This is a genomic window from Nostoc sp. DedQUE02 (assembly GCF_034531035.1).
Lineage (GTDB): Bacteria > Cyanobacteriota > Cyanobacteriia > Cyanobacteriales > Nostocaceae > Nostoc.
Map to the genome: position 1 here is coordinate 66,201 of NZ_JAVRBY020000012.1, position 13,339 is coordinate 79,539.

Consider the following 13,339-nt stretch of genomic DNA (forward strand, 5'->3'; position numbering starts at 1 on the left):
TGACAAATGACTAATAACTATCCTTCATAATCCATTAGGACTTGCACCCAGTGTGGTGGGCGGGGAATGGGGTTGCCCAGGCGGTCAAAAAGCAACCATGCTGCTAGGTGTACCACAAAAAGGTAGATCAGGTTGTTGAGTATAATTAGAGCGATCGCTCCCACTTGAATCAAAAACACACTGGGACTCACCAAAAAACTCAGCTTCAAAAATATCCACTCAATGAATTCAGTCACTTGGGTAATCAGATAAATCCACAGGTCTTCACCTGACAACACAGACAGCAACCACAGCCTAAAAAATACTCCCAAAGTACCCAACAGCGTACCCAAAGTGATAGAAACAATCCAGGGAACACGACGACGATACCACGTCGCTCCCAACAGCACGCCCATGAACCCGTAGGGCATGATAAACAGCAAACTGCGGGCTGGCCCCATCAGCACCGTCAGCAGTAACCCAGAGGTAAGTGCTGCCATCCATGCCGCACGTTTGCCCCAACGCAGATAAACCAGCGCGATCGGCACCGGAAAAAATATCCGCAAAACTGGGCCCAAGGGAAAGTAAAAATTAATAAACCAAATTAAGCTAGCGGTACTGGCTAAAAATGCTGTTTCCACCATCCTCAAGGGTGTATCAGCCTTGAGTTTAGGAGGTGTTAACTGCTGTTCTTTATTTAACCAATGATTCTGAGGAGTTGGAGATTCAGGGGATGGATCAACCTCTGGTTCATCTGGCAGAGAATCTAAAATACTCATATTTGACCAGTTCTTAAACGATCATTCTTTCTAAAGCTGACAAATCGGGAATACAAATAGTATCTTGATCCCGTTTAATCAAGCCTTTTTTTTCTAGTCTTGTCAACACTCGTGTAACTGTTTCCCGCGCCAGTCCGCTCAAACTACTCAATTCCCGATGAGGTAAATTGGGGATTTCGGTTCCTGTTTGCCCTTTTTTTCCCTGTCCTTCTGCCAAAAATAACAACGTATCTGCCACCCGTGACTGGCTATCAGATTCCCGCAACCGCAATCGGCGATTTACTTGCCGCAAACGTCGTGCCATGAGTTGCGCCAATCGAACTCCCGCTAAGGGTTCTATCTGAAGTAACTTGACAAAATCCTGAGCAGGCATACTACCAATTACCGTCGGGGCCAAGGTAATAACGTCCGTGGAGCGAGGTACTTCATCTAGGGCCGCCATTTCACCAAACAATTCTCCTTTGCCAAGAATATTCAGCGTTACCTCTTTTCCTTCCAGATTGTAGGTGCGAATTTTTACCCATCCATCCATAATAAAATACACAGAGCCGCCCCAGTCATTTTCTAGCAGAATTACTTGATTGGCTGGGTGAGTGCGGGTGACAAGATGGATGAGGGCTGATTCCACAGCAGTTTCTGGCAACCCTTGAAAAAAGGGAGCGGAGGTGATCATCCAGGAATTAGCCTGTGCTTGCAAGCTATATCGGTCTTCCATTACGACATCTTTATTCAAGCTGCTATGTACACACAACAAACAAAAGCGCCATTTTTAGCCTAAGCTATCATTGCACAGCTCCCTTTCAAAAAGAAAACCAAACTATGCTACATAAAAAAGCGACAATAACGTTTTTCTAAATAATCCTTACCTATAAGTTTAAACAGGGTAAAAGTTTTGCAAAAAGTAGTTTATAGCCAACGGAAGTATTGCTTAGGGGCTAGCTGCACTGCAAACTTGATTAGTTAAGAATATAGGCAAACAACATCAATGATACTAAAGGGAGTAAATTATTGCTCAGGTATTTTAGCGATTTTCAAAAATAGGCAAACAATGACCTGGAAAACTAAGCTTCTCACACAAACCCTGACTGAAGATTGCCACGACTCACAGTAATCCATAACATAATGACAGTCACAAGTCCAAAGCGGATTTTGCCGCTCAAAACTTCTCCTATGTCGACGCTGCGCGTCGCAAGATCCCCATAGGGGTAAGGTGATTGTAAAGTAATTGTCACATTAGTTGACATAGTTTTTTAAGTAAGGTAATAAAAGTGACTTCCAGTACAGATGAAATTCAAAAGCTGATCGCAGACATTGACAATTTACTTGCCAGTGGTGGCAAGCGCCTGTCTAGATTTCTGTCTGGTCAAGCGCAAGAGCCTAAAGAAGTTTTAGAACGAATTCGCGACTTCTTGGTGAAATTACAAGAAAAAGAAACATTCGAGAGCGGCGTCCCAAATCAGCCTTCTGAAGAACCGCCATCGCCTGTGTTAACAAAATTTATTGATCGTAACCAGTATCCACTACCGCCCCTCGAAACCAGTCAGGAAGAGAATACTATTGGCGCAGGACAATTAAAAAATGAATTGTCGAGATTGATTCAGCCGTTGCGATCGGAATTAGAATTGCTCTTGCAAGAGCGAGCCACTCTCATACAGGAAATTCGCCAGCTAGAACAAAAGCGTTTGCAAAACTACTCCCTAGCGCAGCAGTTGACAAACCAGGAGCAAATGATTACCGAATTTTTACAGGTACTCATGAGTCGCCTAGTGCCAACTTTAACGCCACTGATTGGACAGACGGGAGAAAATTCCGCCAGTTCTTCAGGAGGAATTAATCACACGAACTCTGCAACTCAACCTTTATTAGAATCTCCTGAGCGTGTGGAGCAGTTAACACAGTTGGCCAGGGAGTTGGATCAACGCCTATTATCACTAGATGGGACGGTGAATGTAGTCTTTGATGCACTACAGCGTAACATTAATACTTATTACGAATCCTTGTCGCAAGCACTGGCAAGAATGCATAGCAAGGGGATGCAAGGCGAACAGCTGATGGCCAGCTTTCTGAATAATTTGACCCAGCATTTGCAGCAAGAATCCTCTAGTTCCCAGCCATCTTTGCTGGAGGTAGAATCTGAGATACTACCATCATTGGCTGAACCAGGCGAGATCGCTGCTGACGTTGCACCCCAACCTTTAGAACTTATACAGCCAGAAACTTCATCTCCACTCACTATTAATTCTGAGCAACAGGAGACTACCCTCACAGAGGATTTAGATGCAGCAATGTTGCAGCTTGGTTTAGACTCGTCTGAATCTTCTGAAACCCTGACCGAATTACCGCAAGATATTTCTGCGTTAATTGGTGATGAAGTAGACCAACTTTACGCTAGTTTGTTTGGTGCTGGTGATGTTAATAATCCAAGCCTTGATGTTGCCACAAATGACTTATCCACAGCCTCTCCTTCATCGTTAAATATTGCTGAGGCCCCACCTGTCACCCCAATCGTAGATACGGATCTTTCAATCCAAGAGACTTTAGAAGAAACCACAGATTCACCAGAGCCACAGGAAGAACTATTTTTTGAAGAGGAAACCGATCTAGACTCACCTTTTAGCTTCCATACCCCCCAAACAGAGAGTTTTCCGGTACAAATCGGCACTCAGCCAGCTAGTGTTGATACAATTAATACCCTAACTGACCTATTGCCTGATACAGGTAGTGAGGAGCAACGGCTGGAAGTATCATCCTCTGTGGAGGATGCCATAACTACAGCACTTACTCCAGAAGTAGCAGAAATTACCTTGGCAAAACCTCCTGAAAGTATCGCTACATCGGAAGTATTAATTAATGATGATCGGCAAGAAGCGTCTTCAGATAACTACATTGCTGCTTCACCACAAGAAAACTTGCTTTCTATTGAGTCAAACGAGGCTCCATCTGTACCTGATATTTCCTTAGATGAAGAACAGTTGCAGCAATTAGATCGGGATTTGGCTAATTTTGATCGGCAGCTAAATTCTGAGTCGCAACCAGCTATCAACGTGGATATTTTCTCGGAACTAATTGATGATAAAACTCAAGACACAATCCCCACAACTCCCCCTGAAAATCTCCAATTAACAGAGAATACTTCAACTGCTGCTGTCTCCAGTTTGAACGTTACCCAAGTAGAAACTGATAAACAAAAGGAAGTTACAACTCCTGTTCAAGAAAGTTCTTTACCTGGAATTTCCAACTCCATAAATAATCCAGAAGTTTCGCCCAATGTTATAGAATCAGTTTGGTATTTAGGAATTGATTTAGGTACAACAGGAATTTCTGCCGCATTATTAAATCGCTCGACTTTTGTTGTACATCCTATCTACTGGTCAGCAGAAAATCCACCAGGAGCAAGTTCTTTCCAGCAATCATTTCGTTTACCAACAGAGGTTTATCTACCTACAGCTTCTATACCCCACGGAGAAAACGAAAGTATCGAAGTACATGAGCAAACAGCACCTGCGGCTGTTGCTCAAGAAAAAGGGACTGATCACTCGGCCACCACTGCTACAACACCAAGATCAACGGCAGATCCGACGACAAATAATCTCTACTCGGCGCAGTTGAAACCTTATTTACAAGTAGCCATCCCCTACAAGAGTGAACGACAAAAATGGGAACCTGTTTTGCAATTAAATGAATTTTCGGCAGGGCCTTTGATTTGGGTTGTGCGATCGCTCTCTAAGTTACTATTGACTCTCAAATCTGAAAAAACTTCTACCACCCCCAGTTTAATGGCAGCTGCTGTTGGCATCAGCGAACAAAATTTTCCCAAGATTATCAATAATATTGCTGGTGTGATTTGTACCTGTCCATCTAGCTGGTCGGAACAGTATCGCTTTAACGTGCGGGAAGCTTTACTGACTAGCAAACTCATCCAACATCCGCAGCAAGTCTTTTTTGTTGAAGAAGCGATCGCTAGTCTACTCCCGGAACTCGATGCTGCTAACGGTGAGCAAGTAAAATTGAGCGCTCGTCAAGGCGATCATCCGGCAAAAACCAGCGAACATTCCATTGTTGGCAATACCCTTGTGATTAACATTGGGACAACTGCTACAGAAATGTTGCTGGTGAATGTACCAGAAAGCTTGGTGCAATTGACATACAATGATTTCATGCTCCACAGTTTTGGTTATGCTGGCAAGGGAATTGAACAAGATATTATTTGCCAGCTGCTATTGCCTCCGAAATCTCGCCAATCACGCTCAGAAACAGCAAGCGATGCCTGCGGCGGGCTACGCCAACGCAAAACTATCAGCAGCAATCCTTGGCAATGGCAACCGTCAATTCCCGGTTTAGACCAAATGCGTTGGCAGAGTTTAGGATTGGAAGAATTAGAGCTACCCAGAGTCGGAGAACCAGATATCACTGCTCGAATTCGCCTCCAGCAGCGTCTAGAAAGTTCTCTACTGGGACAGGCGGTATTAGATGCAGCATTAGCTCTAAAGCTGATTTTGCAACACCAAGACTCTTTTACTCTGGAATTAGCCGATCAGCGATGGATTTTGCAACGACGAGACTTAGAAAGCCAGGTATTTATCCCCTTTGTGCGCCGCCTGAACCGAGAACTCAACAAGTTATTAGTAGCTCGTGGCATCCCTACAGAAGCCATTAATCAAGCTATCCTGACTGGTGGAGTCGCTTGTGTCGGGACGGTGAATCGCTGGTTACGCCAAAAACTCCCCAGCGCTAAGATTATTCAAGATTTATATCTCGGCGAAAACGGCGCTCCTAATTGCAGTCGGGTTGCTTATGGTTTGGCGATGCTGCCTCTGCATCCCCAGATTTTAGATATACCCAGACAACAATACACTGATTATTTCCTATTTACAGAATTGCTGCGACTGCTACCAGACCGTCCCTTATCTTTCGGTGAAGTTATCCAGTTATTTGAGGGTCGTGGCATCAATACTCGCACTTGTCAGCAAAGACTGCTGGCTTTTTTGGAGGGTGAACTACCTTCGGGTTTGATCCCTTCAGTTACAGATTCAGCCTGGCTTACCCAGAGTTCGCAAGAAAATCCTGACTATCAGGCGATCGCCACAGCACCACTTTTTGAAAAACAAGGAAGTCTCACTTACCGTCCCAATTCCCAACAACTGTTGTCTTTGCGTCGCTATCTAGATGCGATCAAGGCTAGTAATCAGCAATCACTGGAAGAACCATATACGGTGAATTTCGCCTTAGAGGTTGATCGTTGAGACTAGTACATTACCCTAGAAATAAGGATACTGCTCAAAATTCCAAATGCTTACGTATAAGCATTTGGAATTTTGCAAAGTACTATCAGTACTTCAGGGCAGTAATTTTTGGAATGTGTAGGATAGTAGTATGTTTTTTATTAGATAGAGAAAAACACTATAGATTTACAATCCATCACTTTAATTGAAAGATTCTGTAAAACTTGAGTTTTCAGTTTTTCTCTTGTAGAAATTCTGTGTATAGTAACACTCGGTAGTAGTGACAAAATTAGGAAAACTCGGCTAAAAATCATCTCTATGTCTAAGCTACTAATGCAAAAATTCCTGTTATAAAAGAAGTTAGCCCTTGTGAATAATCTTTATCTTTATTCAATTAATTGTTCGCAACAGCCTTCACACCCGTCAACTTTAAGTGCGAGAAAACGACTGATTGACATTGTTGGAGCCATTGTGGGGCTGATAATTACATTTATGGTAGCAATTCCTGTAGCAATTGCTACCTTTATTCATGAGCCAAGCCCAATATTTTATTCCCAAATTCGCTGCGGTTTGAACGGAAAAACTTTTCGCATCTGGAAATTCCGTTCCATGATTGTCGATGCTGATAAACTCAAGCATTTGGTTGAAAACCAAGCTAAAGGTCACATCTTTAAATCTGTTGACGATCCTCGCATTACTCCCGTAGGGAAATTTTTGCGGCGTACTAGCTTGGACGAATTACCCCAATTTTGGAATGTTTTGTTAGGGGATATGAGTTTAGTTGGTACTCGTCCACCTACTCTTGATGAGGTCAGCCATTACGATCCACACCACTGGGATAGATTGCGAGTCAAACCAGGGATTACCGGAGAATGGCAGGCTAATGGAAGGTCTAGTATTACAGACTTTGAAACCATTGTCAAGATGGATATGGATTATCAAAGTAAATGGTCTGTAACTTATGACCTGAGTCTAATTATTAAAACTATCTGGGTGGTATTTAAAAAAACTGGTGCTTATTGAATTGGGGCATTGGGCATTGGGAAAGAGATTTTTATCCCTTAACGCCGCTACCTGTTTCTGTAGGTACAATGTAACGTTGTAAAAATAGAAATAGTAATAATACTGGGGCGATCGCAATCACTGAGCCAGCCGCTACTAACCGCCAGTCAAGGGAAAATGTACCTGCTAGCTTGGCGACTCCCAAGGGAAGAGTATATAAATTTTCGTCTTGGATGACAATTAAAGGCCACAAAAAGTCACTCCAAGCACCAATGAATACAAAAATAGCTAAAGTTACCAGTGCTGGGCGAACTGCGGGTAACATAATATGCCACCATAATCCTAACTCTGAACTGCCATCCATCCGGGCGGCTTCTTCTATTTCTTTGGGCACACTCATAAAAGCTTGACGCAACAGAAAAATGCCAAAGGCAGAAGCTAAACTCGGAAAAATCATCCCTAAATAAGTATTTCTCAAACCCATCTGCACTGTCAAAATATAGAGAGGAATCATCACGATTTGGAAGGGAATCATAATCGTAGAGACGATCGCCACAAAAATCCAGTCTCGCCCGACAAACGATAATCTTGCCAATGGATAGGCAGCTAAAGCGCAAAACAGCAGATTTAAGCCCACAGTCAGCACTGATACCAAGGTACTGTTATACAGGTATTGTCCAAAAGGTAAAGAGTTCCACACACTAGAGAAGTTATTTAGTGTCGGTTGACTGGGTAGCAACTGTGGCGGCGACTGAAAAATATTTTCCGTTGGCGATTTCAATGATGTACTAATTAGCCATAGTAAAGGAAAGAGCATCAACAGTGCGATCGCTCCCAACAGCGCATACATTAACAGATTTTGCGATCGTGATTTTTTCCAGTTCAGCATTTGATTAATAACTTTCCCAGTTCTCTAAATATTTATTACAACTTTCTTAATAACACTACAACTTGCTCAAATATTTCGTGGATGCTCACCCATTTTCACTCACATTTTCCGCACACGATTTAATTGCGGACGATTCATTTTTAAAGTATAAATTGTTGCTCTCCCACTTTTTGTAAGTCCTACAATTTCTGTAGCATCTTCACTCCAAGTAAAATGGTCTGCCCACAGTTGCTGTTGTGGATTAAATAATTTAACCTCATTCTGAGTATTAGGGTCAATTGCTGTTTGGCGAGTTGCTTTATAACGATTACAAGATGGACAAGCCAAGCATAGATTTTCAAATACAGTTTTCCCTCCAGCAGACAAAGGAATGATATGCTCAAATTCAAAGGTAGTGACTGTTAAAGCTTCAGCAGTGCGACAGTAAGTACAACAATCAGCAAAATAATTACGAATTTCCTTTTTTAATTCAACAGGAATGTAAACACTCACGCTAGTTGCTATTTATTTTGAAAAATATTTAAGGTATATCTAGCTCTAGTTTTAAGAATATTTAATTGGTCAACCTGTGCCAATAATCTGTCTAAGGTTTCAGTTTCTTCATCTGACAAATCATTGTCAGTATTTTTAACTAATAATTCCTGTAACTGTATCTGAGCTTTGGGAGATAAATAACTTTCTGCCAAAGCTTGCAACTCATCTACATTTAAACCAATCAATAATTCCGAATCTACAGATAAGTTAGTTAACTGTTCATAAGTTTCTAAATCTAACAGCACTCCAATTTTTTTCCCCTCTGCGTTAGTGACATACTGAACTGAGTCAGACATGACTTTACTGAATAATTTGCTTAAATTTTATTTTAACCTATCATTAAAAATCTGCTTAAAGAAATTCACATACTTATGTTATGGAATTTATTCACATATTAATACAATTAAATTTCTTCACTTTCTGAACTACCTAATCCTTCCAGAAAATCAAAGAAGTCGTTGATTAGTTTTGCGTCATATTCTTTTACATCACTCCATGTTTGACTGTTGTGAATGATATCTTGTGCTTCGAGAAGACAAATACCCAAAGCATTTTTTAAAATTATAATTGATTCGACTTTTGAATAATTACTCAATCTTAAAAACTTAATAACAGATTCTTTATCTGCGGATTCAGTCAACATTTTGTTCAACTTTTCAGTTAATTCATTATCTTTATTCATAGTTTTTCCCCAATTTATAAAAGGCATTATATTGCAGAAATTAAATATTTATCAGATTCTTGAGCCATTAGTTTCATAAAAATCATCTACAGCAGTTATACAATTATTTGCTAAACCAAGATTACCGACTTTTAAAAAAAGTCGGTAATCTTGGTTTTCAATTTTTACTAATTAGATTTAATTGGTAGAAAGTCTGATGTTGTACACACAGCTTTCAAAAGTTTATCTTAGAGTTTGAAGCAAATTCACAGTAGTTAATCTTCAATCGCTACATAAGGTTGTGGTTCCCGCGATCGTTGGGCAATTTGTTCTCTTCGATACTTTGCAAGTTCGCTGTAAAGCCTCTTGCGAGAGAGATTTACACTTCCAACAGGCTCATGGTCTAGGAGCGTATGCCAAGGGGAAAACAATATACCCTCATCTAAACGTTTGCGTTCTTCAAAGTCAAATTTCTGACTGGGAATACGGACAGTTGCAACTTTAATAAACGGTGAATCTGCTTCTTGCCATTCCCGAACGTGGTCTTCAATCGGTGTTTTGTCGTCATTTACATAAAACTGAATTAGGAAGTCAAAAGATGCTTCTCGACCTTCTTCAGTCAAATATTTGACCAGCGTTTCTCGAAGGTAATTTTCTGATTCTGGAAGTGTTTCTGGTGGTTGCTCAAGCTGTTGAGATTTTACAGATAATTTTACAATCCGCTCACCAAATTTAAACGGAGCCATACTCCAATATTGAATCAAAAGTGGATTTCCTAACTTTTTGCTACCAATTTTTTGCAAGATAGCAAAGGCGTAACCAAGTTCTTCCAGCCGTTCTGGGGAAAGTTTTCCACTACCTGCTTGGGAAAGATCGGCGTAATCACGAACATCTTTAGTCAAGAAAATAGGATAATTGTTGAGTATAAAATCTTGGGTTTTTTCTTCATCATCCAAGACTTTTTGCCCGTCCACATTCATCACCTTGATGGCGATACCGCGAACATCAGGCTGGCTGTCAGAGTGGAATTTCCCACGTTTTTCAGGCGAACCACCACTAGAGAACCGAATCCATGCAGGATAGGTTTGAGGCGTTTTGAACAAACCTACTTTCAGGTCTTCAGGAAGATTGGGTTCAATAATGAACTCTCCCCAAAGGAGTCCATGACTTTTGCTATGAATTTGGCGGAGGTCTGGGCCTGTTTTTTGTTGAGCTTGGAGACTACTTGCTATAATCTCGTCGATTATTGCTTCCTGCTCAGTGGTAGATGACGTTGGATTAGTCATAAAACATTTGATAATGTGTCCTCATTATCCTGAATCCTGGAACCTTTTTGAGTCAATCCGGTTTCCGTACAAATAACTTGTAGTGGTTTATCCCAAGGTTCAATAGGTATATGAGACAAATAGGCAAAATCAAAAACAATTCCGATAGTCGGCTTTGTCTGCCATTGCGGTAAACTGAGCAAGCGATCGTAATATCCGCCACCATAACCCAAACGATATCCTTGATAGTCGCAAGCTACATTGGGGACGAGAATCAAATCTACTTCCGCAGCATCTAATAGGGGAGCGTCAGGGTGTGGTTCAATAATGCCATAAGCACCGCTTTGGATAGAATCGTTAGGTGTCCAAATATGCCAAGATAAGGATTTATCAACGCAGCGAGGAAATCCCCAACGGTATTTAGTGTTGGCAAATAGGGGGCTAAGGTCAGGTTCTTGGCGAAAGCTGAAATAAGCGAGTATTGTTTTTGCTTGGGTGAATAAAGTAGAGTTTTGTAAATGAAAGCATAAGCGATCGCTTTTTTCTCTCCATTCTCCAACAGACATTGATTGACGTTTTTTAAGTAGAGTGCGGCGCAGTTCTACTTTATTTAATTGATAATTAACTTTGTTCATAAAAATAGTCAAAAAAATAAGCTGGGTATCACCCAGCTTGTATCACTCTACATTCACCAGTACATAGTTATGCAGCGTGTTGACGATACCACTCAATAGTATTCTTTAGCCCTTCTTCAAAGCTCACCTGAGCCGTGAAATTAAAAGCTTGCTTTGCACGTTCAGTATCTAAACATCGGCGGGGTTGACCATTAGGCTTATCAGTTTGCCACACAATTTCCCCCTTAAACTCCATCAATTCGCAGATTAGAGTTACTAAATCAAGAATGGAGATTTCATAACCGGTTCCCAAGTTAACTGGTTCCGATTCGTTATAGAATTGAGTCCCCATCACAATCCCCCGCGCTGCATCTTCTGAATACAGAAACTCACGGGTGGGACTGCCATCACCCCAAACTGCAAGTTGCTTTTCTGCTTTAATTTGGGCTTCGTGAACTTTGCGAACTAATGCTGGAATGACGTGGGAACTTCCAGGGTCAAAGTTATCTTCTGGGCCATATAAATTCACTGGCAGTAAATAAATCCCATTAAAACCGTACTGCTGACGGTAAGATTGCAATTGAACTAAAAGTGCTTTTTTTGCAATTCCGTAGGGAGCGTTGGTTTCCTCTGGGTAGCCATTCCAAAGATCATCTTCTTTGAATGGCACTGGAGTGAATTTAGGATAGGCGCAGATTGTGCCAACACAAACGAATTTTTGTACTCCAGCTTGATAGGCAGCATGAATGAGCTGGGTTCCCATAATCAAATTATCGTAGAACAACTCTGCGGGTTTTTCACGGTTTAAACCGATACCACCCACATGAGCTGCTAGATGGATGATTATGTCTTGCTGGTCAACTGCACGTTGGCTATTTTCCCAGACACGTAAATCGGAATCGTGCGATCGCGGTATTGTAATCTTCTCACGATCGGCTCCTGCTTTACACAGTTGATCGATCACCTGACGACCTAGAAACCCCGACCCACCAGTGACGAGAATGCGTTGATTTTTTAGTTCTAAGGCAGTCATATTTTTATCCTCTGTGATGCAAATCAGAAGTGCAAAGCGCCCAGTTTTTGACGAATAGTCGCAATATCATCTGGAAATTGCGAAGCATTTCCATTGGGTGAAGTGTGACCCAATGCTTGTAAATCTGCTTCCACCATTAAGGAAACTAATTCTTCAAAGGTTATTGATGGTGCCCAGCCCAACTTCTGCCGTGCTTTGGTAGAATCGCCAATCAATAACTCTACCTCAGATGGACGGAGGTAACGCTCATCAAACTCTACATAATCTTGCCAATTGAGATTCACATAACTAAATGCCAGTTCCAAAAACTCGCGTACCGAGTGGGTTTCACCAGTAGCAATTACGTAATCGTCTGCCTGGTCTTTCTGCAACATCAACCACATTGCTTTGACGTAATCCTTCGCATAACCCCAATCTCGCTTGGCGTCTAGATTACCCATGTAAAGTTTTTTCTGCTTACCAGCAACGATACCAGCCACGGCTCTAGTAATTTTGCGAGTTACAAAGGTTTCACCCCGTCGTGGTGACTCGTGGTTAAAAAGTATGCCGTTACAAGCAAACAAATCATAAGACTCACGATAATTTACAGTTTGCCAGTGGGCGTAAACTTTCGCACAGGCATAAGGACTGCGGGGATAAAAGGGCGTTGTCTCAGTTTGAGGTATTGCTTGTACTAAACCGTACATTTCTGAAGAACCCGCCTGGTAAAATCGCACCTGAATTCCGGTACGATGCTGGTAGTCTCGAATTGCTTCCAACAGACGCAATGTTCCCATTCCTACAGCATCCACCGTATATTCTGGTGAATCAAAGCTAACTCTGACATGGGATTGAGCGCCGAGGTTGTAAATCTCTACTGGCTTTACTTCTTCTAAAATACGCCGCAACGTCGTACCATCTGTCAAATCACCGTAGTGAAGAAATAACCGCACTCCCTCTTTGTGGGGGTCTTCGTAAATATGATCGATGCGGTCTGTGTTAAAGGTAGAAGTCCGGCGAATGATGCCATGAACCTCATAACCTTGTTCCAACAAAAACTCACATAGATATGAACCATCTTGTCCAGTGATACCAGTAATCAACGCTCGCTTCTGTTGCGTCATGCTCAATTATCCCTTATTGTCCTTGATTAAAAAGTTACAGCCAATCTGATACAACCTAGCAACTAATTGCTCAATTGCCTAATGGGAAACCTACGAGTTCTTGTTGTTAAAAGACTTTTTTCGTAAATAAATATACTTAATAAAAAGCAATTTCACACGTAAGGCCAACCTGAGATAGATCAAGATTGTTTAATTATGTATATTTTTTCTTTTACCAGATAAATCAAGATTATTTTTATATATGTTGTTTTTTTGTCA

General features: G+C 41.4%; 12 protein-coding genes. 2 read left to right on the plus strand and 10 right to left on the minus strand.

Translation table 11 applies throughout. From position 1 onward, the window contains the following. Window positions 1-17: 17 nt before the first annotated feature. Entirely contained in the window at window positions 18-758 is a 741-nt protein-coding gene (locus RMX98_RS12890; RefSeq protein ID WP_322677212.1) for a DUF2232 domain-containing protein, read from the minus strand. Between the two features lie 13 nt (window positions 759-771). Continuing rightward, a complete protein-coding gene (locus RMX98_RS12895; protein ID WP_322677211.1) occupies window positions 772-1,473 on the minus strand; it encodes a Crp/Fnr family transcriptional regulator in 702 nt (233 codons plus the stop codon). A 553-nt stretch (window positions 1,474-2,026) separates the two neighbouring features. Between RMX98_RS12895 and RMX98_RS12900 the strand changes: the two genes are divergently transcribed. Then, complete coding sequence (locus tag RMX98_RS12900; protein ID WP_322677210.1) at window positions 2,027-6,001, plus strand: hypothetical protein; 3,975 nt, start codon at window positions 2,027-2,029, stop codon at window positions 5,999-6,001. A 348-nt stretch (window positions 6,002-6,349) separates the two neighbouring features. After that, window positions 6,350-7,003 (plus strand): sugar transferase, encoded by a 654-nt coding sequence (locus RMX98_RS12905; RefSeq protein WP_322677209.1) that lies wholly within the window; start codon window positions 6,350-6,352, stop codon window positions 7,001-7,003. Between the two features lie 31 nt (window positions 7,004-7,034). On the opposite strand, the gene RMX98_RS12910 is transcribed toward RMX98_RS12905, so the two are convergent. The 8 genes from RMX98_RS12910 to gmd all read right to left on the minus strand — a co-directional run bounded on the left by RMX98_RS12910 (window position 7,035) and on the right by gmd (window position 13,081). Continuing rightward, window positions 7,035-7,871, minus strand: coding sequence for a carbohydrate ABC transporter permease (locus RMX98_RS12910; RefSeq protein WP_322671168.1), 837 nt, complete (start codon window positions 7,869-7,871; stop codon window positions 7,035-7,037). 99 nt (window positions 7,872-7,970) lie between these two features. Then, window positions 7,971-8,363 (minus strand): HNH endonuclease signature motif containing protein, encoded by a 393-nt coding sequence (locus tag RMX98_RS12915; RefSeq protein ID WP_322677208.1) that lies wholly within the window; start codon window positions 8,361-8,363, stop codon window positions 7,971-7,973. 8 nt (window positions 8,364-8,371) lie between these two features. Next, window positions 8,372-8,701: a hypothetical protein gene (locus RMX98_RS12920; protein ID WP_322677207.1), complete on the minus strand. Its 330-nt coding sequence runs from the start codon at window positions 8,699-8,701 to the stop codon at window positions 8,372-8,374. Window positions 8,702-8,808: 107 nt separating this feature from the next. After that, window positions 8,809-9,087 (minus strand): hypothetical protein, encoded by a 279-nt coding sequence (locus RMX98_RS12925; RefSeq protein WP_322677206.1) that lies wholly within the window; start codon window positions 9,085-9,087, stop codon window positions 8,809-8,811. A gap of 254 nt (window positions 9,088-9,341) precedes the next feature. After that, window positions 9,342-10,352, minus strand: coding sequence for a catalase family protein (locus RMX98_RS12930; RefSeq protein WP_322677205.1), 1,011 nt, complete (start codon window positions 10,350-10,352; stop codon window positions 9,342-9,344). Next, window positions 10,349-10,966, minus strand: coding sequence for a 5-formyltetrahydrofolate cyclo-ligase (locus RMX98_RS12935; RefSeq protein ID WP_322677204.1), 618 nt, complete (start codon window positions 10,964-10,966; stop codon window positions 10,349-10,351). Before RMX98_RS12935 ends, RMX98_RS12930 begins: the two co-directional genes overlap by 4 nt. A gap of 67 nt (window positions 10,967-11,033) precedes the next feature. Next, a complete protein-coding gene (locus RMX98_RS12940) occupies window positions 11,034-11,978 on the minus strand; it encodes a GDP-L-fucose synthase (protein WP_322677203.1) in 945 nt (314 codons plus the stop codon). Window positions 11,979-12,001: 23 nt separating this feature from the next. Then, window positions 12,002-13,081: a GDP-mannose 4,6-dehydratase gene (gene gmd, locus RMX98_RS12945; protein ID WP_322677202.1), complete on the minus strand. Its 1,080-nt coding sequence runs from the start codon at window positions 13,079-13,081 to the stop codon at window positions 12,002-12,004. Between the last annotated feature and the right edge of the window lie 258 nt (window positions 13,082-13,339).